Source organism: Oceanimonas sp. GK1, from assembly GCF_000243075.1.
Taxonomy (GTDB): Bacteria; Pseudomonadota; Gammaproteobacteria; order Enterobacterales; family Aeromonadaceae; genus Oceanimonas.
The window spans coordinates 3295464-3318625 of the sequence record NC_016745.1 but is presented as its reverse complement, the minus strand read 5'-3'; the positions used below and the strand labels follow the sequence as shown (position 1 = coordinate 3318625).

The following is a 23162-nucleotide window of genomic DNA, read 5'->3' as shown; positions in this document are numbered from 1 at the left end:
CTCAAGGTTCGCGCACCAGCTCCCGGCCGATCAGCATGCGCCGAATCTCCGAGGTGCCGGCACCAATTTCATAGAGCTTGGCGTCCCGCAACAGGCGGCCGGCGGGGTAGTCGTTGATATAGCCGTTGCCGCCCAGCAGCTGAATGGCATCCAGGGCCACTTGCGTGGCGGTTTCGGCCGCCAGCAAAATCACTCCGGCGGCGTCCTGACGGCTGAGTTTGCCCCGGTCCGCCGCCATGGCGGTCATGTAGGTGTAGCAGCGGGCGGCGTTCATGCGGGTATACATGTCGGCCAGTTTGCCCTGCACCAGCTGAAACTCGCCGATGGCCCGGCCAAACTGCCGGCGCTCCCGTACATAGGGCACCACCAGATCCATGGCCGCCGCCATAATGCCGAGTGGCCCGCCCGCCAGCACCAGCCGCTCGGTATCCAGGCCGCTCATTAGCACGGCCACGCCACCGTTCAGCGGCCCCAGCAGGTTGGCGGCGGGTACCCGGCAGTCCTGAAACACCAGCTCGCAGGTGTTGGAGCCGCGCATGCCAAGCTTGTCGAGCTTCTGGGCCGGCGCAAAGCCGGGCGTGCCGGCTTCCACAATAAAGGCGCTGATGCCCTTGGCACCGGCTTGCGGGTCGGTCTTGGCGTACACCACAAACACATGGGCATCGGGGCCATTGGTGATCCACATCTTGTTGCCGTTCAGCACAAAATCATTGTCGTCGCGGCGGGCGGTGAGTTTCATGGCCACCACGTCGGAGCCGGCACCAGGCTCGGACATGGCCAGGGCGCCGATGTGCTCGCCGCTGAGCAGGGCGGGCAGGTATTTTTGTTGCTGCTCCTCACTGCCGTGGCGGTGAACTTGGTTCACGCACAGGTTGGAGTGGGCACCATAAGACAGCCCCACCGAAGCGGAGGCCCGGCTGATCTCCTCCATGGCCAGCACATGGGCGAGATAACCCAGGTTCACGCCGCCAAATCTTTCCGCCACGGTAATGCCAAACAGTCCCAGCTCGCCCAGCCTGGGCCAGAGCTCGGCAGGAAAGCGGTTGTCCCGGTCGATGGCTTCGGCCAGGGGGGCGATTTCCTTGGCTGCAAAGGCGGCCACCTGCTCGCGCAGCAGGCTGTGCATCTCGCCGAGATCAAGATCGAGGGTGGGATATGGGGCCATGTCACCTCCTGAGAAGGCAGAAAACCGGGTTCGTTTGAATGCATTAACTATAGTCAGCGGGAGCCGGCTAAGCTTTAACGGACAACGGCATTTTCAGGAATGAGGCCCGTATGAACACAGAGCGCCAGATTGTGATTGTGGCCGCCGCCCGCACCCCCATGGGCGGGCTGATGGGCTCACTGGGCAGTGAACCCGCCCACCGGCTGGGGGCGGTGGCCATCCATGCCGCCCTGGCGCGGGGCGGTATTGGCGGGGAGCAGGTGGATGAGGTGATCATGGGTTGTGTGCTGCCTGCCGGCCAGGGGCAGGCTCCGGCCCGGCAGGCGGCCCTGGGCGCGGGGCTGCCGGTATCGGTGCCCTGCACCACGGTCAACAAAATGTGCGGCTCGGGCATGAAGGCGCTGATGCTGGCTCACGACCAACTGCGGGCGGGCTCGGCCTCGCTGATGGTGGCCGGCGGCATGGAAAGCATGAGCCTGGCCCCCTACCTGGTGCCCAGGGCCCGGGTCGGCTTGCGGCTGGGTCACGGTCAGTTATTGGATCATATGTTTCTCGACGGCTTGGAAGACGCCTATGAAGGCGGCCTGATGGGTTGCTTTGCCCAGCGTACCGCCGACCGCTTTGGCGTGACCCGCGCCGAAATGGACGACTTTGCCATCCGTTCGTTGCGCCGGGCCCAGCGGGCCATTGATGAAGGGGACTTTCGCGAGGAAATCGCCCCGGTCACGGTGACCGGCCGCAAAGGCGAGATCATGGTGGACACCGACGAGCAGCCGGGCAAGGCAAGCCCTGAAAAAATTCCGCGCCTCAACCCCGCCTTTGCCGACAACGGCACCATTACCGCCGCCAATTCCAGCTCCATTTCCGACGGTGCCGCCGCCCTGGTGCTGACCACGGCGGAAAGGGCACAACAGCTTGGCCTCAGGCCGCTGGCGCGCGTTCTTGGTCACGCCACTCATGCGCAATTGCCCGCCGAATTTACCCTGGCGCCCATCGGTGCCATGCAGACATTGCTGAAACAACTGGATTGGCAAGCGGACGAGGTGGATTTATTCGAGATCAACGAAGCCTTTGCGGTGGTCACCCTGCTGGCCATCAGGGAACTGGGGCTTGACCCGGACAGCGTGAACGTAAACGGCGGCGCCTGTGCCCTGGGGCATCCCATCGGTGCCAGCGGCGCGCGCATTGTGGTGACCCTGCTGCATGCCCTGCGCCGGCGAGGGCTGAAGAAAGGAGTGGCGGCCCTGTGCATCGGCGGGGGCGAAGCCACGGCGCTGGCCATTGAACTGTGTGAGTGAGGTGAACCCATGGCTTATCAGGTTCCGCTGCTGATCGACGGCAGCATGGTGCAAAGCCACACCAAACAGTGGCTGGAGGTGACCAATCCGGCCACTCAGAAGGTCATTGCGCGCCTGCCCTGTGCCACTAAGTATGAAGTGACCGCGGCGGTGGCGGCGGCGAAAACTGCCTTTCTTCAGTGGCGGCAAGTGCCGGTGCCGGAGCGGGCCCGGCTGATGCTGCGCTATCAGGCCCTGCTCAAGGAGCGGCATGATGAGCTGGCGCAATTGCTCAGCCGGGACACCGGCAAGACCCTGGAAGACGCCAGGGGCGATGTATGGCGGGGCATAGAAGTGGTGGAGCAGGCTGCCAATGTGGCCTCACTGACCCTGGGTGAAAACCAGGCCGATGTGGCTGCGGGGGTGGATTGTTACAGTTTCAGCCAGCCCCTGGGCGTGTGCCTGGGCATCACCCCCTTTAATTTTCCGGCCATGATTCCGCTGTGGATGTTTCCCCTGGCCATCGCCTGCGGCAATGCCTTTGTACTGAAACCGTCGGAGCAGGATCCCCTGGTACCCATGGAGCTGGCCACGTTGTTTCGGGAAGCGGGGGCCCCCGACGGTTTGCTCAATATCGTGCACGGCGGGCCCGAGGTGGTGGATCAGTTGCTGACTCACGATGACATTGCCGCCGTATCCTTTGTGGGCTCGGTGGCGGTAGGGCGGCATGTGTACCGCACCGCCACCGACCGGCTGAAGCGGGTGCAGGTGTTTGCCGGTGCCAAAAACCACATGGTGGTGATGCCCGATGCCAATAAACAGCAGGCCATCAATAACCTGGTGGGCGCCTCCGTAGGCGCCGCCGGCCAGCGCTGCATGGCCATTTCGGTGGGCGTGCTGGTGGGCGAGGCCAGAGCGTGGATCCCCGAGATTAAAGCGGCGCTGGAAAAGGTGCAGCCCGGTGTCTGGAATAACCCCAAGGCGGGGTATGGCCCGCTTATCACCCAGCATGCCAAAAAGCGGGTGTTGGATTTGATTGAGTCTGTAAAGCAAGAAGGGGCCGACTGTCTGCTGGATGGCAGCCACTGCACCGTGAGCGGTTACCCGGAAGGCAACTGGGTCGGGCCCACCCTGTTTGCCGGTGTGACCCCCACCATGCGCATTTACACCGAAGAGATTTTCGGCCCCGTGTTGCTGCTGATGGAAGCGGACAGCCTGAACGACGCCATTGCCTTGGTGAATGCCAATCCCTACGGCAACGGCACCGCCATTTTTACCGCCTCGGGGGCGGCAGCACACAAGTATCAAATGGAGATTCAGGTGGGGCAGGTGGGCATTAATGTGCCCATTCCGGTGCCGCTGCCGTTTTTCTCCTTTACCGGCTGGCGCGGGTCTTTTTACGGGGATCTGCACGCCTACGGCAAACAGGCGGTGCGCTTTTACACCGAAACCAAAACCGTGACCGCCCGCTGGTTCGATGACGAGGTCGTGGCCGGCCTCAATCTGTCGATTCATCTGAAATGACGAATCCAGCGGGAAGGTTGTCTGTTGCCCGGGAGTTTCTGCCAGGCGATGAATCAGCAGGGTTACCTCCGCCGACACGCTGCGAGTACATCCATGTAGCGCTCGGCAAATGCCATCCCTGGCATTTGACGGTCGGCTCCGGCAATCCCTGCTGCTTCTTCGCTTCACGCCGGTGCCGCCTGATGAATGCTTTCATGCAACTCGGCACTTTCCCGAAGAGCAAAGGGTGTCTGCTTCGCCGTACCCTCTGCGCCATGGATGGCGCAGCGGAGCCCCCATGGAGGGGTTTACGGCGTGTCGGCGAAGTAGTGCCCTTTGCTCGAAGGCAGGCAGGAACTTTCAGTCAACTTTTGGTTGTCAGCCAGGAGGGCTTATGGACTTTGAACTGAACGAGGAGCAGCGGGCCTTTGTGGCGCTGGCGGGGGAGTTTGCCGACAAGGCGCTGGCACCTTTTGCCGCGGACTGGGACCGGGACCATCATTTTCCGGTGGAGACCCTGCAACAGGCCGGCGAGCTGGGGTTTTGCGCGCTCTATACACCGGAAGCCGCCGGCGGTCTGGGGCTGTCTCGGCTCGATGCCAGCCTGATCTTTGAGCGGCTGGCTATGGGCTGCACCTCCACCACCGCCTTTCTTACCATTCACAACATGGTGACCTGGATGGTGGCCAGCAGTGCCGAGCAAGAGGTCTGGAAGCAGTGGCGGGACGGCATGATCAGTGGCCGCTGGCTGGGATCCTACTGCCTCACCGAGCCCAATGCGGGCTCCGATGCCGCGTCCCTTAAAGCCCGGGCGAAGAAGGTGGGCGACGACTATGAACTCACCGGCAGCAAGATGTTTATTTCCGGGGCGGGCAGCACCCAGGTACTGGTGGTCATGGCCCGCACCGGCGGCGAGGGCCCCGGCGGCATTTCCGCCTTTGCCCTGAATGCCGACAGCCCCGGCATTGAATACGGCCGGCCGGAAGACAAGATGGGCTGGCACAGCCAGCCTACCCGCAGCGTCACCTTTGACGGGGTGCGGGTGCCCGCCCGCCAGTTGCTAGGGCGGGAAGGCGAGGGCTTTAAACTGGCGATGAAAGGGCTGGACGGTGGCCGCATCAATATTGCCAGCTGTTCATTGGGCACGGCGCAGCAGGCGCTGAACCTGGCGCGCAATTACCTGCAGGAGCGCAGCCAGTTCGGCCGCAAGCTGGCGGAGTTTCAGGCGCTGCAGTTTGCCCTGGCCGACATGGCCACCGAGCTGGTGGCGGCGCGGCAACTGGTGCGGCTGGCCGCCAGCCGGCTGGACGCCGGACTTGCGGACGCCACCACCTATTGCGCCATGGCCAAACGTTTTGCCACCGATGTGGGTTTTAGAGTCTGCGATCAGGCGCTGCAGCTCTATGGCGGCTATGGCTACATTCGGGAATATCCGCTGGAGCGCCATGTGCGGGACACCCGGGTGCACCGTATTCTGGAAGGCACCAACGAAATCATGAAACTGCTGATCGCCCGCCGGCTGCTGGCGGAAGGAGGCGAGCTGTGATCCAGTATGAAAAACAAGGGCATGTGGCGCTGTTGACCATGAACAACCCGCCGGCGAATACCTGGACGGTGGACAGCCTGAACCGGCTGGCGGCGCTGGTGGAGAAGCTGAATAGCGATGAAGACATTCGCAGCCTGGTGCTGACCGGTGAAGGCGAGAAGTTTTTCTGTGCCGGGGCCGAGCTTCGTCTGTTTGCCGATGGCGACAAGGGCAAGGCCCACGCCATGGCCCAGGCCTTTGGCCGGGCCTTTGAGGCCCTGAGTGACTTTCGCGGCCTGTCGGTGGCGGCCATTAACGGGTTTGCCATGGGCGGCGGGCTGGAAGCGGCCCTGGCCTGTGATCTGCGCATTGCCGCCGAGCGTGCCGTCATGGGCCTGCCCGAGGCCAGGGTGGGGCTGTTGCCCTGTGCCGGCGGCACTCAGTTGCTGCCCCATCTGGTGGGGGAAGCCTGGGCCAAGCGGCTGATCCTGTGTGGGGAGCGGCTGAGCGCCGAACAGGCGCTGGGTATCGGGCTGGTGGAAGAAATGGTGCCCGATAATGAGGTACTGAGCCGGGCCATGGCCCTGGCCGAAAGCGCCGCGGGGCAGAGCCCGGGCTCGGTGGCGGCCTGCAAGCGGCTGATACAGTCGGCCCGGCAGCGGCCCTTGAGCGAGGGCCGAGTGCGGGAACGGGACTATTTTATGGCGCTGTTCGACACCGAAGATCAGCGGGAAGGGGTCACTGCCTTTCTGGAAAAACGCGCTCCCCAGTGGCGTAACCGTTAGGAGATGGCATGAGTATCAGGATGAACAGGCTGCCCACCGCCGATGGCCGCCATCTCGGCCATCTGGTGCTGGACCGTGAAGCTCAGTTGAATGCGCTGAATCTGGAGATGATTGAAGCCATGCTGTTATCCCTGCGGGAATGGCAGCATGACAATGACGTGGTCGCGGTGGTGCTGGAGGGCGCCGGTGACAAGGCCTTTTGCGCCGGCGGCGACGTGGTCGGCTTGCACAGGGCCATGGTCACTGCCAGAGCCGGTTGCGCGGACCGGGAACTCGGTCCGGTGCCGGCACCGGCAGCGCGTTTTTTTGAGCGGGAATACCGGCTCGACTACCTGCTGCACACCTATGGCAAGCCGGTGATCTGTGTGGGGGCCGGCATCGTCATGGGGGGCGGCATGGGACTCTTTGCGGGGGCCGGGCAGCGCATCGTGACCGAGCGCAGCCGGCTGGCCATGCCCGAGGTGACCATCGCCCTCTATCCGGACGTGGGCGGCAGCTGGTTTCTTAACCGACTGCCGCCGGGGCTGGGGGAATTTATCGCCCTCACCGGTTGCTCCCTCAATGCGGCCGACAGCCTCTGGCTGGGGCTGGCCAACCGTTTTGTGGCCGAAGAGCATGTGGCTGAACTGCTGCCCCGGCTGCAGGAGGAAAGTGACTGGCCCGTGGCCGTTGGGCGTGTGCTGCGGGAGCTGGAAGCCGAGTCGGCGGCGCGATTGGCCGGGCTCGACTCGCCGCTACGCCGGCACCAGGATCTGATTGGTAAACTGATGGACAAGGACAGCCTGGCCGAGCAGGTCGGCGCCATACTGGAAGTAGACATGCACGATGCCTGGTTCAGTCAGGCCCAGGCAACCCTGGCGGCGGGCAGCCCCCTGGCCATGGCGGTGATCCACCGGCAGCTGGCGGCCAGCCGCTATTTGTCGTTGGCGCAGGTGTTCCAGGCCGAGTTGGCGTTGTCGGTACAGCTTTGTCGCTGCCGGGAGTTTGCCGAAGGGGTGCGCGCAAGATTGATCGACAAGGACAACGCCGCCCACTGGACCTTTGCCGGCCTGAACGAGGTAGATCCGGCATTGCTGAACACGTTGTTCTCGTCCCCCTGGGGCCTGAGCCCGCTGGCGGATCTTAAATAGGAGGCACACATTATGGCAACCCTCGCATTTATCGGCCTCGGCAACATGGGGCTGCCCATGACCGCCAACCTGGTGAAAGCCGGGCACCAAGTGCAGGCGTTTGACCTGCAGCCCGAGGCGCTGAAGCAGGCCGAGGCGCTGGGCGCCATGCCTGCCACCGGCGCGGCCGCCGCGGCCAGACACGCCGCCGTGGTGATCTCCATGCTGCAAAACGGCCGCCAGGTGGCGAGCCTCTATGGAGGAGACGACGGCCTGTTTGGCCACCTGGCGCCGGGCACCCTGGTCATCGACTGCTCCACCATCGAGGCCGATACCGCGCAAACCCTGGCCAAGATGGCTGCCGGCCATGGCCTGGACTTTGTGGACGCCCCGGTGTCCGGCGGTGTGGCCGGCGCCGAAGCCGCTACCCTGACCTTTATTGTGGGCGGCAGCGACGACCAGTTTGCCCGCGCCGCGCCGGTGCTGACACACATGGGCAAAAAGGTCTTGCACGCCGGGCCTCACGGTGCTGGCCAGGTGGCCAAGGCCTGCAACAACCTGTTGCTGGCGGCGCAGATGGCGGCCAGCTGCGAGGCCCTTAACCTGGGGCTGGATCATGGCCTGGATCCGGCGGTGCTGTCGGAGATCATTCGCCAGAGTTCGGGTAATAACTGGGTGATGGAGCATTACAACCCGGTGCCGGGAGTGATGGACCGAGTACCCGCGAGTCGTGATTACCAGGGGGGCTTTCAGGTCAACCTGATGTGTAAGGATCTCAATCTGGCCATGAGTCTGAGTCAGGCCAGTGGCTCGCCGGTGCCCATGGGCTCTGCCGCCCGGGCTCTGTTCAGCCTGCACCGGGTGGCAGGCCATGGTGGTCTCGACTTTTCCAGCCTGTTTCAACTGTATCGCGAACCCCGGGGAGACGACTGAATGGACATCAAGGACAAGGTGGTGGTGATCACCGGGGCCGGTCGCGGCCTGGGGCGGGCCATGGCCCATCATTTGGGACGGCAGGGGGCCGTTTTGGCCCTGCTCGACACTCAGGAGCAGGATCTGGCCAAAACCGGTGAAATGGTGGCGGCCACCGGTGCCCGGGTGGCGGTGCACCTGTGTGACGTGGCCGATGAAACCCAGGTGAGCGATTGTTTTGGGCATATCGTACGGGAGCTGGGGGGCTTGAATGTGCTGGTCAACAATGCCGGCCTGATGCGCGATGCCCTGCTGGTGAAGCGGGAAAATGGCAAGGTCAGCCAAAAAATGAGCCTGACAGACTGGCAGCAAGTGATCGACGTCAACCTGACCGGCAGCTTTCTCTGTGGTCGGGAAGCGGCGGCCATCATGGCCGAGCGCGGCCAGGGCGGACTGATTGTCAATATTTCCTCGGTGGCCCGGGTCGGCAACCCGGGCCAGAGCAACTATGCCGCCAGCAAGGCCGGGGTGGCGGCGCTGGTGGTGGGCTGGGCCGGTGAACTTGCCCGTTTTGGGATTCGGGTGGCGGGCATCGCCCCCGGGGTGATTGCCACAGAGATGACGGCGCAGATGAAGCCCGACGCCATGGAGCGCATCACCAAGCGTATTCCCCTTGGCCGGCTGGCAGAAGTGGATGAGCTATTGCACAGCCTGCAATACGTGATTGAAAACGACTATTTCAACGGCCGCATACTGGAAATGGACGGCGGCTTGCGGCTGTAGACAAAAGGAGGACAGTAATGGCAGAGGAGCAGAGCGGTAAACAAACGGCACAACTCTATCGTATGGTAATGCCCGGGCATCTGTGCCCCTATGGTCTGAAGTCAAAATATTTGCTGGAGCGGCAGGGGCTGGAAGTGGAGGATCATCATCTTTCCTCGCGGGAGGAAACCGATGCCTTTATGAAGCGTCACGGTGTGGATACCACCCCCCAGGCCTTTATTGATGGCGAGCGTATCGGCGGTTACGAGAAATTACGCGTTTATTTTGGGCTCGACAATCCAGAAAAAGAACAGACCTCATATCAGCCGGTGATCGCCATTTTTGCCGTGGCCTTGCTGATGGCGCTGGGGCTTTCCTGGCAGATGTATGACAGCATTTTTACCGGGCGCGCCGTGGAGTGGTTCATTTCTATCTCCATGTGTTTTCTGGCTGTGCAGAAACTGCAGGATATTGAAAGCTTTTCAACCATGTTTCTGAACTATGATCTGCTGGCCCGGCGCTGGGTGCCCTACGGCATGCTCTATCCCTTTGGCGAGGCCCTGGCGGGTGTTGCCATGACGGCGGGGATACTGCTCTGGCTGGCTTCACCGGTGGCGATTGTGATTGGCCTGATTGGCGCGGTTTCCGTGTTCAAGGCGGTGTATATAGACAAACGTGAGCTGAAGTGCGCCTGCGTCGGGGGTAACAGCAAGGTGCCTCTCGGAGCCATCTCCTTGACCGAAAACCTGATGATGTTGGGCATGGGGCTCTGGATGCTGCCTGGTTAGAACTAAAGTCTATCTTGTGAGCAGTGGATGAAAGGCGTATTGTTTTTTGCAACGCACAGCGACGGACGTGCCCTGCGTTAACAGAGCCAAACAACAAAATAATCATAACCACTGCCATATCCCTGAACGCATTGATCCCTTTAGAGGGAACACTGCCTTCAGGGTTTTTTTTTTGCGTTACATGCCCGAATAATTGGGCCCGCTGCCCCCTTCCGGCGGCACCCAGGTAATGTTCTGGGCCGGATCCTTGATGTCGCAGGTTTTGCAGTGCACACAGTTAGCGGCGTTAATGCGAAACACCGGCTGCCCCGCTTGTTCCACAACTTCGTAAACCCCGGCAGGGCAGTAGCGCTGGGCCGGTTCGTTAAAGCGGGGCAGGTTGTCCCGCACCGGCAGCAAACCGTCGGTCAGGTGCAGGTGACAGGGCTGATCCTCGTCGTGGCCGGTGTTGGCCAGGTGCACCGACGACATGCGATCAAAGGCCAGCACGCCGTCGGGGTGAGGATAGGCCATGGCCGGACTGGTCGCCGCCGGCTTGAGGGTGGCGTGATCCGGGATGCGGTCATGCAGCGCAAACGGCAGCCGGCCTCCCAGCAGGCGCTGGCTCAGCCAGTTTAACGCGCCGCCCGCCCAGGGTCCGAGTTTGTGCAGTGCAGGAACAAAGTGCCGGGCCTGCCTCAGTTCGTGCTGCAGCCAGCTGTCGTTCATGCATGCATCAAACTCCGTCAATCGGTCACCGCGCCGGCCCGCCGCCAGCGCCGGCACCAGCGCCTCGGCGGCCAGCAGGCCGGATTTCATGGCGGTATGTATGCCCTTGATGCGGGCGCCGTTCAGGGTGCCGGCGTCACAGCCCAGCAGCAGGGCGCCGGGCAGGCTCATTTGTGGCAGGGAGTTGAGCCCGCCCTTGGTCAGCGCCCGGGCGCCCCAGGCCAGTCGCTCGCCGTCCCACAGGTGGCGGGCCAGCACCGGATGGTGCTTGAGCCGCTGGCACTCCCGGAACGGATCCAGGTGCGGATTTTCATAGTTGAGATCGACGACGAGCCCCACCGAGGCCAGACCGTCGTCGCCGTGATAGAGAAAAAAGCCGCCGCCATTGCGCCCCAGCGGCCAGCCGCCGCCGTGTACCACCAGGCCGGGACGATGGCGCTCGGGTGCCAGCCGCCACAGCTCTTTGAAGCCGATGGCGTAATGCTGGGGATCCCGGCCCCGGTCCAGGGCGAAGCGATCGATCAGACTTTTGCCAATATGGCCCCGGCTGCCCTCTGCCAGCAGGGTGTATTTGGCGCGCAGTTCCATGCCCGGTACGTGGCCGGGTTTGGGTGAGCCATCGGCGGCCACGCCCATGTCGCCGGTAAGCACGCCACACACGGCGCCCTGATCATTGAACAGGGCCTCCGCCGCGGCAAAACCGGGAAATACCGCCACCCCGAGCTGCTCTGCCTGCTGCGCCAGCCAGCGGCACAACCGGCCCAGGCTGACGATATAGCAGCCCTGGTTGTGCAGCGACGGCGGGGTCAGCCAGGCGGGGAGCTCAATGCCCCCTTGCGCACTGCTCAGCAGGTAAAAATGCTCCTCGGCAACCGGCGTGGTCAGGGGAGCGTTGCGCGTGCGCCAGTCGGGAAACAGCTCGTTCAGGGCTTGAGTATCGAGCAGGGCGCCGGAGAGCAGATGCGCGCCCACCTCGGCGCCCTTTTCTACCACGCACACGCTGAGCTCCAGGCTCGCCTGTTGTGCCCGTTGCATCAGGCCACAGGCCGCCGCCAGCCCCGCCGGGCCGGCCCCCACTATGACCACGTCAAACTCCATCGACTCCCGCACCATGCTCGCTCTCCTGCTTGCTGCCCTGGCTAAAGTATTGTATTGGCGGTGATATTTAACAAACGGGAGCGGGGCGGGAATCGTCTAGTATTAACTCGTGTCACTCAATTGCGGGAGCAGCCATGAAAGTACTGGTGACGGTCAAGCGGGTAATCGACTATCACGTGCGGGTCCGGGTGCGCAGTGACGGCAGCGACGTGGACCTGAACAACGTCAAGATGGCGGCCAACCCCTTTTGCGAGATTGCGGTGGAAGAGGCGGTACGCATGAAGGAAAAGGGCTGGGTGTCGGAAATCGTGGCCGTGTCCATTGGCCCGGCCGAGGCGGCAGAGCAACTGCGCGCGGCCCTGGCCCTGGGCGCCGACCGGGCGGTATTGGTTGAAACCGCCGAGGTGGCCGAGCCGCTGACCGTGGCCCGGTTGCTGGCGGCGCTGTGCGAGCGTGAAAAGCCCGATCTGGTGCTGATGGGCAAACAGTCCATCGACACCGATCATAATCAGGCCGGGCAGATGCTGGCGGCACTCAATGGCTGGCCCCAGGCCACCTTTGCCTCGGCCATCGAGCGTGAGGATAAGACACTGCTGGTGACCCGGGAAGTGGACGGCGGCCTGCGCACTCAGGCAGTGGTACCCCCGGCGGTGATCACCACGGATCTGCGGCTGAACGAGCCGCGCTTTGCCTCACTGCCCAATATCATGAAAGCCAGACAAAAGCCGCTGAACACGCTGACTCCCGACGAACTGGGCGTGACGCCTGAGCAGCATGTGCGCCTGCTGGGGGTGAGCGAGCCGCCGGCACGCAAGGCCGGGGTACGGGTGGCCGACGTGGCCGAGCTGGTGAACAAACTCAAACATGACGCCAAGGTGATCCCATGAGCATACTGGTGATAGCCGAACACGATAATGCGCTGCTTGCGGCCAACACGGCGAAAGTGCTGGGGGCGGCCAGCCGGCTGAATGCCGAAGTGCACCTGCTGGTGATGGGCCATGGCTGCACTGCCGTGAGCGAACAGGGCAGCCGGCTGGCAGGCGTGAGCAAGGTGCTGCTGGCTGATGATGCCCTCTATGAACACCAGCTGGCCGAGCCCTGTGCCGCCCTGGTGTCGCGTCTGGCCACCCAATACCGCCACGTGCTGGCGCCGGCGTCCACCTTTGGCAAGGATATGTTGCCCCGGGTGGCGGCCCTGCTGGGGGTGGGGCTGGTGGCGGACGTGGTGGCCATTGAAAGCGAAGACATTTTTGTACGCCCCGTTTATGCCGGCAACGCCTTGGCCCGGGTACAGTCGCTGGATCCGGTGACCCTGCTGACCGTTCGCGCCACCGCCTTTGAGCCGGTGGCCGAAGGGGAGGAGGTGGTGCCGGTTGAGGGAATAACCCCGGTGGCGGTGGACAACGCCAGTCGGTTTGTGCGCGATGAGCTGAGGGTCAGCGCGCGGCCCGAGCTGACCTCGGCCCGAGTGGTGGTATCCGGTGGCCGCGGCCTGGGCTCCAAGGAGCAGTTCGCCTTGCTGGAACGGCTGGCCGACAAACTGGGCGCGGCGGTGGGGGCCAGCCGGGCGGCGGTGGACGCGGGACTGGCCGACAACGATCAGCAGGTGGGACAGACCGGCAAGATAGTGGCGCCGGAGCTGTATATTGCCGTGGGCATCTCAGGGGCCATTCAGCATCTTGCCGGCATCAAGGACGCCAAAATCATCGTGGCCATCAACAAGGACGAAGACGCTCCCATCTTTCAGGTGGCGGACTACGGCCTGGTGGCGGACTTGTTTACAGCATTACCGGAGCTGGAGAACATGTTGTGAGACGTATGTGAGGGGTAAAGAGTGAGGTGGGAGGGGGCTTGGTCTCCTCACGCTTTTCTCCTCCCCCCTCACATCAGAGTTACATTCTTTGCTCTAACCCCATCTCCCAGAAGTCGATTTCCAGCCGGGTGGCATCGTCAAAGATGCGGCACAGCTGATTAAAGCGCGACGGCGGCACCTCGGCCAAACGCTCGTTGAGCCAGGCGATTTCCGCCTGGGCGGCGGCCTGGAATTCGGCGCTTTCATACATGGCGATCCAGGCCTCATAGGGGTTGGCCTCGCCGCGCACCGTAGCGGGCTGCTCCACCAGCCAGCGGGCGATCTCGGCGTAGCCTACCAGACAGGGCGCCAGCGCCACATGCAAGTCCAGCAGATCGCCGCGGTTGCCGGTGTCCAGCACATAGCGGGTGTAGGCCAGGGTGGCGCGGGCTTCCGGCAGCTCACTCAGCTCCTGCTCGCTGATGCCCCACCGGCTGCAGTAGTCGATATGCAGCCCCAGCTCCAGATCGATAATGGCGTCCAGCCCGGCCTTGGCGTGGCGCAGGTCTGCCAGGGTCGGGCTCTTGTAGGCGGCCAGGGCAAAGGCGCGGCCAAACTGAATAAGAAAAAGGTAATCCTGCTTCAGATAATGACGAAAGGCCTCGGGCGCCAGGGTGCTTTCACCCAGCCGGCGGACAAAATCGTGCTCCCGATAGGCGCGCCAGTTGTGCGCACAACTGTTTTTCAAATCATTGAAAGTAAAGCTCATTCCATATCCTTATCGAAAAGGTCAGCAAAGGCCGGCAGCAAGCCGGCGGCCGGGGACCATTCTGACCGCTTGCCCGCCAATGGCAAGCCGGAATGTTATTTTGTTGTAATAAAACTACGATAGAAGTTATAGTTCCGGCCATGGCAGGAGCATGGATATGAAAAGGGAAGTCGCCACAAGGCAGGGGCATGGACCATTGTTTCATTGTCGTAATCGGGCTTCTTGCGTATAATGTGACCCCGTCTTGAATTCCACATTTCATTCGTTCCCAAGCTTTTTCAGGTTCAGCATGACGACTAAATATATTTTTGTTACTGGCGGGGTGGTCTCCTCCCTGGGCAAAGGCATTGCAGCCGCCTCATTGGCCGCTATCCTCGAAGCCCGCGGTCTTAACGTGACCATCATGAAGCTGGATCCCTACATCAACGTGGATCCGGGCACCATGAGCCCCACCCAGCACGGTGAAGTCTTCGTGACCGACGACGGCGCTGAAACCGATCTGGACCTGGGCCATTACGAGCGGTTCATCCGTACCAAGATGACCCGCCGCAACAACTTCACCTCGGGCCGCGTTTACGCGGATGTGCTGCGCAAGGAACGACGCGGCGACTATCTGGGCGCCACCATTCAGGTGATTCCGCACATCACCAATGCCATCAAGGACAGGGTGATCGCCGGTGCCGAAGGCCACCAGGTGGCTATTGTGGAAATCGGCGGCACCGTGGGCGACATCGAGTCGCTGCCGTTCCTGGAAGCCATTCGCCAGCTGGCGGTGGAAGTGGGCCGGGAAAACACCCTGTTTATGCACCTGACCCTGGTGCCCTACATGGCCGCCGCCGGCGAGGTGAAAACCAAGCCGACCCAGCATTCGGTGAAGGAACTGTTGTCCATCGGCATTCAGCCCGACATTCTGATCTGCCGCTCCGACCGGGTGATCCCGGCCAACGAGCGCGGCAAGATTGCCCTGTTCTGCAACGTGTCTGAAAAGGCGGTCATTTCGCTGAAGGACGTGGATTCCATCTACAAGATTCCGGCGCTGCTCAAGTCTCAGGGCCTGGACGAGCTGGTGGTCAAGCGCTTTGGCCTGACCTGTCCGGCCGCGGATCTGTCCGAGTGGGAACAGGTTATCTATGAAGAAGCCAACCCGGTGGGCGAAGTGACCATCGGCATGGTGGGCAAATACGTTGAGCTGCCCGACGCCTACAAGTCGGTGAACGAGGCGCTCAAGCACGGCGGCCTGAAGAGCCGGCTCACCGTCAACATCAAATACATCGACTCCCAGGATCTGGAGAGCAAGGGCGTGTCCCTGCTGGAAGGCCTGGATGCCATCCTGGTGCCCGGCGGCTTTGGCGAGCGCGGCGTGGAAGGCAAGATCATGGCGGCCCGCTACGCCCGGGAAAACCGGGTGCCTTATCTCGGCATCTGCCTTGGCATGCAGGTGGCATTGATCGAATACGCCCGCAACGTGGCCGGCCTGGAAGGCGCCCACTCCACCGAGTTTGATCCCAAGAGCCCTTATCCGGTGGTGGGGTTGATCACCGAGTGGGTGGACGAGGAAGGCAACGTCGAAGTGCGCGACGAAGAGTCCGATCTGGGCGGTACCATGCGTCTGGGCGCTCAGCTCTGTCATCTGGCGCCGGGCTCCAAGGTACACGCCCTGTACGGCTCCGACACCATCTATGAGCGTCACCGTCACCGCTATGAAGTGAACAACCGCCTACTGCCGCAAATCGAGGCGGCGGGCCTGAAGGTGACCGGACTTTCCGCCGACAAGAAGCTGGTGGAAATCATCGAAAACCCGGATCACCCCTGGTTCGTGGCGGCCCAGTTCCACCCCGAATTCACCTCCACCCCCCGCGATGGCCACGGCCTGTTCGCCGGTTTCGTCAAGGCGGCCGGCCAGTACCAGCAGGGAGAGCTGGAGTAATCCTTACCAGCGGCTGACCCCTTGGGGTTGGCCGTACTTTTTAGCGCTTTAGTTAGGTTTTGCGTTTAACTCAAGAGGAAACAGAGAATGGCTAAGATCGTTAAAGTGATCGGTCGTGAGATCATCGACTCCCGTGGCAACCCCACCGTGGAAGCCGACGTCTACCTGGAAGGTGGTTTCATGGGCCGTGCAGCGGCGCCCTCCGGTGCCTCCACCGGCTCCCGCGAGGCACTGGAACTGCGTGACGGCGACAAGTCCCGTTTTCTGGGCAAGGGCGTACAGACCGCCGTGGCCAACATCAACGATCGCATCGCCGCCGCTCTGGTGGGCAAGGACGCGACTCAGCAGGCCGACATTGACCAGATCATGATCGATCTGGACGGCACCGACAACAAGGCCAGCCTGGGCGCCAACGCCATTCTGGCCGTGTCTCTGGCCAACGCCAAGGCCGCCGCCGCCGCCAAGGGCCAGCCCCTGTACGCCTGGATTGCCGAGCTGAACGGCACCCCCGGCCAGTTTTCCATGCCGCTGCCGATGATGAACATCATCAACGGCGGTGAGCACGCCGACAACAACGTCGACATTCAGGAATTCATGATCCAGCCGGTGGGCGCCAAGAACATCAAGGAAGCCCTGCGCATCGGCGCCGAGGTATTCCACAACCTGGCCAAGGTACTTAAGGCCAAGGGCCTGTCCACCGCCGTGGGTGACGAGGGTGGTTTCGCGCCCAACCTGGAGTCCAACGCCGCCGCCCTGGCCGCCATCAAGGAAGCCGTGGAGCAGGCCGGCTACACCCTGGGCAAGGACGTGACCCTGGCCCTGGACTGCGCCGCTTCCGAGTTCTTCGACAAGGAAAAAGGCAACTACAACCTGAAGGGTGAAGGCAAGGTGTTCACCTCCGAGCAGTTCTCCGACTACCTGGCCGAGCTGTGCCAGCAGTACCCGATCGTGTCCATTGAAGACGGTCAGGACGAGTCTGACTGGGACGGTTTCGCCTACCAGACCCAGATCCTGGGCGACAAGGTGCAGCTGGTGGGTGACGATCTGTTCGTGACCAATACCAAGATCCTGAAGGAAGGCATCGACAAGGGTATCGCCAACTCCATTCTGATCAAGTTCAACCAGATTGGCTCCCTGACCGAAACCCTGAACGCCATCAAGATGGCCAAGGACGCCGGCTACACCGCGGTGATCTCCCACCGCTCCGGCGAGACCGAAGACGCCACCATCGCCGATCTGGCCGTGGGCACCTGCGCCGGTCAGATCAAGACCGGCTCCATGAGCCGCTCCGACCGTATCGCCAAGTACAACCAGCTGATCCGCATCGAGGAAGAGCTGGGCGCCAAGGCCCCGTTCCACGGTCTGTCCGAAGTGAAAGGCCAGGCCTAAGCCAGCTTTTGGCTGAGAAGTCGAAAACGGAGAGCAAAGGGTGCTGCAGAGCCGACCGTCAAATGCCATGGATGGCATTTGCCGAGCGTCCCAGGGATGGGCTTGAAGCGTCTCGGCGGCGCAGTCCCTTTGTCCTCCCCGCATGCCTTCCTGAAACCCCGCCTCGTGCGGGGTTTCTTTTGTTCGGCCGGCGAATATGGGAAACTAGCCGCCTTGTTCCGGAGGATAAATGCGCACCCTGACGTTGATACTGCTCGCCTTGCTGGCCACCCTGCAATACCACCTGTGGTGGGGTAAAAACGGCCTGGCCGAATACCATGAAACGGCCGCCAATGTCGCCCGCCAGCTGACCGATAACCAGCGGCTGGTGGAGCGCAACGCCCTGCTGTACCGGGAAATCAGGGATCTCAATCAGGGACTGGCGGCGGTGGAAGAGTTGGCGCGCAACGATCTGGGCATGATCAAGCCCGGGGAAACCTTCTATCGGGTGATCCCCGCCGATGACGGACTCAGACAATGAGCCGTACCGGTATGACCGCCGTGGTGCCCGCCGCCGGGGTGGGCAAACGCATGGGCAGCACTGTCCCCAAGCAATACCTGAAGCTCGCCGGCAAAACCGTGCTGGAGCACAGCCTGGCGCGGTTGCTGGCCCACGATGCCATCGAGCGGGTGGTGGTGGCGGTCAGCCCCGAAGATCAGTGGTTTGCCTCGCTGCCGCTGGCCGAGGACCCCCGGGTGCTGCGGGTTGACGGCGGCCGGGAGCGGGCCGACTCGGTGCTCAATGCGCTGGCCGTGGTGACCAGCGAGCGGGTGCTGGTGCACGATGCCGCCCGGCCCTGTCTGGCTTACGGCGATCTCGATGCCCTGCTGGCCGCCGCCCAACAGCCGCAGGGCGCCATTCTGGCCTGTCGGGTGCGAGACACCATGAAGCGGGGCAACGGCCGGGGGGCCATTGCCGAAAGTGTGCCCCGGGACGAGCTCTGGCACGCGCTTACCCCCCAGTGTTTTGTTACCGAGGAGTTGCGCCGGGCGCTGGCGGATGCGCTGGCTAACGGCCTGGCGGTGACCGACGAGGCTTCGGCCATGGAGCTGGCCGGCGTTCACCCCCTGCTGGTGGAAGGCCGGGCCGACAATATCAAGATCACTCGGCCGGAAGACTTGGCACTGGCCGGCTTTTTTCTGCAGCAGCTGAAAGAGAACAACGAATGATGCGAATCGGGCACGGGTTTGACGTGCATAAATTTGGTGGCCAGGGTCCCTGCATTCTGGCCGGGGTGGCGGTGCCGTACGAGCAGGGCTTGCTGGCGCATTCCGACGGCGACGTGGTGCTGCATGCCCTCTGCGATGCCCTGCTGGGCGCCATCGGCGCCGGCGACATCGGCCGTCACTTTCCGGATACCGATGCTGCCTTTGCCGGCATCGACAGCCGTATTTTGCTGCGCGATGTCTTTGCGAAAGTGAAAGCGGCGGGGTACGTACTGGGCAACGCCGATGTCACCGTCATGGCCCAGGCCCCCAGGCTGGCGCCCTTTGTCGATGCCATGGCGGCCAATATCGCCGAGGATCTGCAGGCCAACCTGTCTCAGGTCAACGTCAAGGCGACCACCACCGAAAAACTCGGCTTTGTCGGCCGCAAAGAGGGCATAGCGGCAGAAGCCGTGGTGTTACTGGTAAAAGCATGAACAACAACTGGCATTATCTGCACGGCGAGCCCAGCCTCAGCGGCCGGCTCAAGGCCGAGCCCGAACATTTTGTGGTGCGCGAGGATCTGGGCTTTGTCCCCAGCGGCGACGGCGAGCATATTTTTCTGCACATTCGCAAGCGCGGCCAGAACACCCAGTGGGTGGCCCGGGACCTGGCCCGGCTGGCCGGGGTGGCCCAGCGCGATGTGACCTGGGCCGGGCTCAAGGACCGGCACGCGGTTACCGAACAGTGGTTCGGGGTGCACCTGCCGGGCAAGGAGATGCCCGACTTCTCGTCCCTGGAAAACGACGATGTGCAGATCCTGGCCATTGCCCGTCACCACAAAAAGCTGAAAACCGGCGCCCTCAAGGGCAACCACTTTGAGTTGACCCTGACCGGCTTGCAAGGTGAGGGCTGTCTCGATGCCCGGCTGGCGGCCATTCGTGATCGGGGCGTGCCCAACTATTTCGGCGAGCAGCGTTTTGGCCATAACGGCGGCAATATCGACCAGGCCAGGGCCATGTTTGGCGGCAAGCGCATCAAGGATCGCAACAAGCGGTCGATGTACTTGTCTGCGGCCCGCAGTTATCTGTTCAACCTGGCGGTGAGCCACCGGCTGGCGGCAGGCCTTGGCGAGCAATTGCTGGCGGGCGACTGCGTGATGCTGGCGGGCAGCCAGTCGTTTTTCACCCTGAACGACGACAACCCGCTCGACGACGCCCTGCGGGCACGGTTCGCTTCCGGCGACATTCGCCTGAGCGCGCCGCTGTGGGGCCGGGGCCGGTTGCCGGCCGAGGACGAGGCCGGCGAGCTTGAGCAGGCGGCGCTGGCCAATATGCAGGAACTGCAGCAGGGGCTGGAGGCCAACGGCCTGAAGCAGGAGCGCCGCGCCCTGCTGCTGAAACCGGAACAGCTGAACTGGCAGCGGGAAGCAGACCGTCTCAGGCTGTCGTTCTGGCTGCCGGCGGGCAGCTATGCCACCAGCCTGGTGCGGGAAGTCATCAAGGAAACGGAGAGCCATGAAAATACTGGTGAGTAACGACGACGGCGTGAACGCCCTCGGTATTCGCACCCTGAGCCGCGCCCTGTCGGAATTTGCCGAGGTGGTGACGGTGGCGCCGGATCGCAATCGCAGCGGTGCCAGTCATTCCTTGACGCTGGAGGTGCCGCTGCGCGCCGACAAAATGGATGCCAGCGGCTTTTATTCGGTCAAGGGCACCCCCACCGACTGCGTGCACTGGGCGGTAAACCACCTGCTGGATCCGGATCCGGATCTGGTGGTGGCGGGCATTAACCACGGCGCCAATCTGGGCGATGACGTGCTCTACTCCGGCACGGTGGCGGCGGCCACCGAAGGCCGGCACCTGGGGTTGCCGGCCCTGGCCGTATCCCTGTGCGGCGAGCGTCATTTCGAGACCGCCGCCCACTTTGCCTGCATGCTGGTGCAGGGGTTACTGCGGGCGCCGCTGTACTCCAACCAGATCCTGAACGTGAACGTGCCCGACTTGCCCCTGGCGGAAATTCAGGGTATCAAAGTGACCCGCCTGGGCAATCGCCATCGTTCCGAGGCGGTGCTCAAGGAATATGATCCCCGTGGTCGTCCCATTTACTGGATAGGTCCTCCCGGCGCCATTCAGGATGCGGGGGAAGGCACCGACTTTGACGCGGTGGAGCGGGGCTTTGTGTCCATTACCCCGCTGACCATCGATCTGACGGCATACGATCAGATGGCGGCCCTGTCCCGCTGGATTAAGGATGTGGAGTAAGGATGTGCGCACGTTAGCGGGAGAGCAGCTTTATCGCCTGCTGAAGCAGCAGGGCATTGGTAACGAGCGGGTACTGCGGGCCATTACCGGTTTGCCGCGGCACGAATTTGTGGATGAGGCCATGGCTCACCAGGCCTGGGACAACCGGGCCCTGCCTATTGGTTTTGGCCAGACCATTTCCCAGCCCTATATAGTGGCGCGCATGACCGAAGTCCTGTTGCAGGGGCCGGCCCCGCGCCGGGTGCTGGAGGTGGGCACCGGCTCCGGGTTTCAGACCGCGGTGCTGGCCCAGCTGGTGGAGCAGGTGTACACCATAGAGCGTATCAAGCGCCTGCAGTACCAGGCCCGGCGCCGGCTGCAACGGCTGGATCTGCACAATGTGTCGACCAAGCACGGCGACGGCTGGCAGGGCTGGGCCAGCAAGGCCCCCTTTGATGCCATTCTGGTTACGGCAGCGGCCAGCTCCACGCCCACGGCGCTGCTGGAGCAGCTGATGGATGGCGGCCGTATGGTGATTCCGGTGGGGGGAATGCACCAGACCCTGTGGCTGTACCGGCGCCAGGGAGATGAGTTTATGCGCACCGAGCTTGAGGCGGTGCGGTTTGTTCCTTTGATTCAGGGTGATCTTGAGTGAAGTTGTTTTCCCGTATGTACCGGCTGGTCATGATGTGGGCGGTCCACCGTCACGCACCGGTTTATCTGTCCATGAACAGTTTTGTTGAGTCCATTTTCTGGCCGGTGCCGGTGGATGTGATGCTGGCACCCATGGCCCTGGCCAAGCCCGAGCGGGCCTGGAATTATGCCACCCTGGCGACGGTGTTTTCGGTACTGGGGGCGGCCTTTGGCTACCTGCTGGGCTATGCCATGTGGGAGCCGCTGGTGGAGCCCTTTATTACCGCCATGGGCTATCAGGGCAAGATAGAAGTGGCCCGCCAGTGGTTTGATGAATGGGGCGTGTGGGTGATCTTTATTGCCAGTTTTACGCCCGTTCCCTACAAGGTGTTTACCGTGACTGCCGGCCTGCTGCAGATGGCGTTTATGCCGTTTTTGCTGATTTCCCTGGTTGGCCGCGGCCTGCGCTTCTTCCTGGTGTCCGGGCTGATGGTATGGGGTGGCGTGAAAATGGAGCGCAAGCTCATTCGCTACATCGATCTGCTGGGCTGGCTGTGCGTGGCGGCGGCGGTACTGGCCTACCTGTTGCTGAGAAACTGATGACGCGCGGGCGCGGGATTGGCAACGCGGTGAGCATCGGCCTTGCGCTGGTGTTGCTGCTGTCGGCCTGCTCCGCGCCCCGGCCGGCCCCGGTAAGAGGGGCCGGCGTGCATGCCCAGGGGCAGATTCAGGCCCATGGCCGCCAGTATGTGGTGGTCCGGGGAGATACCCTCTATTCCATTGCCTGGCAAGCCGGCACCGACGTGGCCACTCTGGCCCGCCACAACGGCCTGCGTCCGCCTTACCGCATCTATCCCGGTCAGACGCTGCGGCTGGATGTGCCCGGCCGCAAACAGCTGCTGTATCGGGTGCGCCGGGGCGATACCCTGAGCGGCATTGCCCGGCGAACCAACCATTCGGTGGCGGATCTCGCCAGCCTCAACGGCCTGCGCCCGCCCTACCGCATTTACGTGGGGCAGCCGCTGGCGCTGCATGGGGTTAGCGGCCCCGAACACACGCAAAAGGCCCCGCCATTATCGGTTCCCTCCCGGCCTTCCACTGCGGTTGCTGCAAAATCATCCAAGCCTCTTGCACCGGCCAAGGGAAAGGCATACGCTGGATCCGGAGTACAAAAAAGCACTGCCGTCAATGCTGCCATTGTGTGGCAATGGCCCGTCAAGGGGCCGGTGATTTCGGGCTTTTCACTGTCGGAAACCGGCAACAAGGGCATCGACATTGGTGGCAGCAGGGGGCAGGCCGTTCAGTCCGCCGCAGCAGGCAAGGTAGTTTATGCAGGGAATGCGCTACGTGGTTACGGCAATCTGATCATCATCAAGCACAACGATGATTACTTGTCGGCCTATGCCCATAACGAGGTACTGCGGGTCAAGGAGCAGGACACGGTGCAGGGCGGGCAGCACATAGCGGATATGGGAAGCAGCGATGCTGATGATGTCCGGTTGCATTTCGAAATCCGGCATCAGGGCAAGTCGGTTGATCCGAGAAAATATCTGCCCAAGCGATAGTGACCGGGAAACAGGTAGTACCCGGAT

23 protein-coding genes are annotated in these 23162 nt (G+C 62.7%); 20 read left to right on the top strand and 3 right to left on the bottom strand.

From position 1 onward, the window contains the following. Position 1: 1 nt before the first annotated feature. Positions 2–1165 carry an isovaleryl-CoA dehydrogenase gene (locus GU3_RS15625; protein WP_014293500.1) on the bottom strand — a complete coding sequence of 388 codons (1164 nt, stop codon included), beginning with the start codon at positions 1163–1165 and terminating at the stop codon, positions 2–4. A 110-nt stretch (positions 1166–1275) separates the two neighbouring features. On the opposite strand from GU3_RS15625, the gene GU3_RS15620 reads away from it, so the two are divergent. From GU3_RS15620 to GU3_RS15585, 8 genes are all read left to right on the top strand, one after another. Next, complete coding sequence (locus GU3_RS15620) at positions 1276–2463, top strand: acetyl-CoA C-acyltransferase (RefSeq protein ID WP_014293499.1); 1188 nt, start codon at positions 1276–1278, stop codon at positions 2461–2463. 9 nt (positions 2464–2472) lie between these two features. Then, positions 2473–3966, top strand: coding sequence for a CoA-acylating methylmalonate-semialdehyde dehydrogenase (locus tag GU3_RS15615; RefSeq protein ID WP_014293498.1), 1494 nt, complete (start codon positions 2473–2475; stop codon positions 3964–3966). Positions 3967–4339: 373 nt separating this feature from the next. Further along, a complete protein-coding gene (locus GU3_RS15610; protein WP_014293497.1) occupies positions 4340–5491 on the top strand; it encodes an acyl-CoA dehydrogenase family protein in 1152 nt (383 codons plus the stop codon). Further along, the gene (locus tag GU3_RS15605) at positions 5488–6255 is read left to right on the top strand and encodes an enoyl-CoA hydratase (RefSeq protein WP_014293496.1); all 768 of its coding nucleotides are present in this window, start codon (positions 5488–5490) and stop codon (positions 6253–6255) included. Before GU3_RS15610 ends, GU3_RS15605 begins: the two co-directional genes overlap by 4 nt. Before the next feature lie 8 nt (positions 6256–6263). After that, complete coding sequence (locus tag GU3_RS15600; RefSeq protein WP_041543342.1) at positions 6264–7385, top strand: enoyl-CoA hydratase/isomerase family protein; 1122 nt, start codon at positions 6264–6266, stop codon at positions 7383–7385. A 12-nt stretch (positions 7386–7397) separates the two neighbouring features. Next, positions 7398–8297 (top strand): 3-hydroxyisobutyrate dehydrogenase, encoded by a 900-nt coding sequence (mmsB, locus tag GU3_RS15595; RefSeq protein ID WP_014293494.1) that lies wholly within the window; start codon positions 7398–7400, stop codon positions 8295–8297. Next, complete coding sequence (locus GU3_RS15590) at positions 8298–9059, top strand: SDR family NAD(P)-dependent oxidoreductase (protein WP_014293493.1); 762 nt, start codon at positions 8298–8300, stop codon at positions 9057–9059. A gap of 17 nt (positions 9060–9076) precedes the next feature. Then, positions 9077–9826 carry a MauE/DoxX family redox-associated membrane protein gene (locus tag GU3_RS15585; protein ID WP_014293492.1) on the top strand — a complete coding sequence of 250 codons (750 nt, stop codon included), beginning with the start codon at positions 9077–9079 and terminating at the stop codon, positions 9824–9826. A gap of 177 nt (positions 9827–10003) precedes the next feature. On the opposite strand, the gene GU3_RS15580 is transcribed toward GU3_RS15585, so the two are convergent. Further along, positions 10004–11647: an electron transfer flavoprotein-ubiquinone oxidoreductase gene (locus tag GU3_RS15580; RefSeq protein WP_014293491.1), complete on the bottom strand. Its 1644-nt coding sequence runs from the start codon at positions 11645–11647 to the stop codon at positions 10004–10006. 119 nt (positions 11648–11766) lie between these two features. Here GU3_RS15580 and GU3_RS15575 point away from each other — a divergent pair, with 119 nt between their 5' ends. Then, positions 11767–12519: an electron transfer flavoprotein subunit beta/FixA family protein gene (locus tag GU3_RS15575; protein ID WP_014293490.1), complete on the top strand. Its 753-nt coding sequence runs from the start codon at positions 11767–11769 to the stop codon at positions 12517–12519. After that, positions 12516–13445 carry an electron transfer flavoprotein subunit alpha/FixB family protein gene (locus GU3_RS15570; RefSeq protein ID WP_014293489.1) on the top strand — a complete coding sequence of 310 codons (930 nt, stop codon included), beginning with the start codon at positions 12516–12518 and terminating at the stop codon, positions 13443–13445. The genes GU3_RS15575 and GU3_RS15570 overlap by 4 nt, the downstream gene beginning before the upstream one ends. A gap of 79 nt (positions 13446–13524) precedes the next feature. Here the strand turns inward: GU3_RS15570 and tenA are convergent, their stop codons facing one another. Next, positions 13525–14193: a thiaminase II gene (gene tenA / locus GU3_RS15565; RefSeq protein ID WP_014293488.1), complete on the bottom strand. Its 669-nt coding sequence runs from the start codon at positions 14191–14193 to the stop codon at positions 13525–13527. A 289-nt stretch (positions 14194–14482) separates the two neighbouring features. Between tenA and pyrG the strand changes: the two genes are divergently transcribed. The 10 genes from pyrG (at position 14483) to GU3_RS15515 (ending at position 23135) form a co-directional block, all read left to right on the top strand. Further along, the gene (pyrG, locus tag GU3_RS15560; protein WP_014293487.1) at positions 14483–16120 is read left to right on the top strand and encodes a glutamine hydrolyzing CTP synthase; all 1638 of its coding nucleotides are present in this window, start codon (positions 14483–14485) and stop codon (positions 16118–16120) included. 87 nt (positions 16121–16207) lie between these two features. Continuing rightward, positions 16208–17509 (top strand): phosphopyruvate hydratase, encoded by a 1302-nt coding sequence (eno, locus tag GU3_RS15555; RefSeq protein ID WP_014293486.1) that lies wholly within the window; start codon positions 16208–16210, stop codon positions 17507–17509. A 229-nt stretch (positions 17510–17738) separates the two neighbouring features. Further along, positions 17739–18029 (top strand): cell division protein FtsB, encoded by a 291-nt coding sequence (gene ftsB / locus GU3_RS15550; RefSeq protein ID WP_014293485.1) that lies wholly within the window; start codon positions 17739–17741, stop codon positions 18027–18029. Continuing rightward, positions 18026–18718 carry a 2-C-methyl-D-erythritol 4-phosphate cytidylyltransferase gene (gene ispD, locus GU3_RS15545; protein WP_014293484.1) on the top strand — a complete coding sequence of 231 codons (693 nt, stop codon included), beginning with the start codon at positions 18026–18028 and terminating at the stop codon, positions 18716–18718. The genes ftsB and ispD overlap by 4 nt, the downstream gene beginning before the upstream one ends. Next, positions 18715–19191, top strand: a complete 477-nt coding sequence (gene ispF / locus GU3_RS15540) for a 2-C-methyl-D-erythritol 2,4-cyclodiphosphate synthase (protein WP_041543340.1) — start codon at positions 18715–18717, stop codon at positions 19189–19191. Before ispD ends, ispF begins: the two co-directional genes overlap by 4 nt. Further along, positions 19188–20231 (top strand): tRNA pseudouridine(13) synthase TruD, encoded by a 1044-nt coding sequence (gene truD, locus GU3_RS15535; RefSeq protein WP_014293482.1) that lies wholly within the window; start codon positions 19188–19190, stop codon positions 20229–20231. Before ispF ends, truD begins: the two co-directional genes overlap by 4 nt. After that, on the top strand, positions 20212–20958 hold the full coding sequence (surE, locus tag GU3_RS15530) for a 5'/3'-nucleotidase SurE (protein WP_014293481.1): 747 nt from the start codon (positions 20212–20214) through the stop codon (positions 20956–20958). Before truD ends, surE begins: the two co-directional genes overlap by 20 nt. Beyond that, positions 20948–21592, top strand: a complete 645-nt coding sequence (locus tag GU3_RS15525) for a protein-L-isoaspartate(D-aspartate) O-methyltransferase (protein WP_050899380.1) — start codon at positions 20948–20950, stop codon at positions 21590–21592. The genes surE and GU3_RS15525 overlap by 11 nt, the downstream gene beginning before the upstream one ends. Next, positions 21589–22170, top strand: a complete 582-nt coding sequence (locus tag GU3_RS15520) for a YqaA family protein (RefSeq protein ID WP_014293479.1) — start codon at positions 21589–21591, stop codon at positions 22168–22170. The genes GU3_RS15525 and GU3_RS15520 overlap by 4 nt, the downstream gene beginning before the upstream one ends. Then, entirely contained in the window at positions 22170–23135 is a 966-nt protein-coding gene (locus GU3_RS15515) for a LysM peptidoglycan-binding domain-containing protein (protein ID WP_014293478.1), read from the top strand. Before GU3_RS15520 ends, GU3_RS15515 begins: the two co-directional genes overlap by 1 nt. The last annotated feature ends 27 nt before the right edge of the window (positions 23136–23162 follow it).

What these genes read in the sequence shown, in the direction of transcription:
- mmsB (WP_014293494.1), top strand. Translation starts at nt 7,398, where the DNA reads ATGGCAACCCTCGCATTTATCGGCCTCGGCAACATGGGGCTGCCCATG.
- GU3_RS15570 (WP_014293489.1), top strand. Translation starts at nt 12,516, where the DNA reads ATGAGCATACTGGTGATAGCCGAACACGATAATGCGCTGCTTGCGGCC.
- eno (WP_014293486.1), top strand. Translation starts at nt 16,208, where the DNA reads ATGGCTAAGATCGTTAAAGTGATCGGTCGTGAGATCATCGACTCCCGT.
- GU3_RS15590 (WP_014293493.1), top strand. Translation starts at nt 8,298, where the DNA reads ATGGACATCAAGGACAAGGTGGTGGTGATCACCGGGGCCGGTCGCGGC.
- GU3_RS15620 (WP_014293499.1), top strand. Translation starts at nt 1,276, where the DNA reads ATGAACACAGAGCGCCAGATTGTGATTGTGGCCGCCGCCCGCACCCCC.
- pyrG (WP_014293487.1), top strand. Translation starts at nt 14,483, where the DNA reads ATGACGACTAAATATATTTTTGTTACTGGCGGGGTGGTCTCCTCCCTG.
- tenA (WP_014293488.1), bottom strand. Translation starts at nt 14,193, where the DNA reads ATGAGCTTTACTTTCAATGATTTGAAAAACAGTTGTGCGCACAACTGG.
- GU3_RS15615 (WP_014293498.1), top strand. Translation starts at nt 2,473, where the DNA reads ATGGCTTATCAGGTTCCGCTGCTGATCGACGGCAGCATGGTGCAAAGC.
- surE (WP_014293481.1), top strand. Translation starts at nt 20,212, where the DNA reads ATGAAAATACTGGTGAGTAACGACGACGGCGTGAACGCCCTCGGTATT.
- GU3_RS15515 (WP_014293478.1), top strand. Translation starts at nt 22,170, where the DNA reads ATGACGCGCGGGCGCGGGATTGGCAACGCGGTGAGCATCGGCCTTGCG.
- GU3_RS15600 (WP_041543342.1), top strand. Translation starts at nt 6,264, where the DNA reads ATGAGTATCAGGATGAACAGGCTGCCCACCGCCGATGGCCGCCATCTC.
- GU3_RS15585 (WP_014293492.1), top strand. Translation starts at nt 9,077, where the DNA reads ATGGCAGAGGAGCAGAGCGGTAAACAAACGGCACAACTCTATCGTATG.
- GU3_RS15580 (WP_014293491.1), bottom strand. Translation starts at nt 11,647, where the DNA reads ATGGTGCGGGAGTCGATGGAGTTTGACGTGGTCATAGTGGGGGCCGGC.
- ftsB (WP_014293485.1), top strand. Translation starts at nt 17,739, where the DNA reads ATGCGCACCCTGACGTTGATACTGCTCGCCTTGCTGGCCACCCTGCAA.
- ispF (WP_041543340.1), top strand. Translation starts at nt 18,715, where the DNA reads ATGATGCGAATCGGGCACGGGTTTGACGTGCATAAATTTGGTGGCCAG.
- GU3_RS15610 (WP_014293497.1), top strand. Translation starts at nt 4,340, where the DNA reads ATGGACTTTGAACTGAACGAGGAGCAGCGGGCCTTTGTGGCGCTGGCG.
- GU3_RS15625 (WP_014293500.1), bottom strand. Translation starts at nt 1,165, where the DNA reads ATGGCCCCATATCCCACCCTCGATCTTGATCTCGGCGAGATGCACAGC.
- GU3_RS15525 (WP_050899380.1), top strand. Translation starts at nt 20,948, where the DNA reads ATGTGGAGTAAGGATGTGCGCACGTTAGCGGGAGAGCAGCTTTATCGC.
- ispD (WP_014293484.1), top strand. Translation starts at nt 18,026, where the DNA reads ATGAGCCGTACCGGTATGACCGCCGTGGTGCCCGCCGCCGGGGTGGGC.
- truD (WP_014293482.1), top strand. Translation starts at nt 19,188, where the DNA reads ATGAACAACAACTGGCATTATCTGCACGGCGAGCCCAGCCTCAGCGGC.
- GU3_RS15575 (WP_014293490.1), top strand. Translation starts at nt 11,767, where the DNA reads ATGAAAGTACTGGTGACGGTCAAGCGGGTAATCGACTATCACGTGCGG.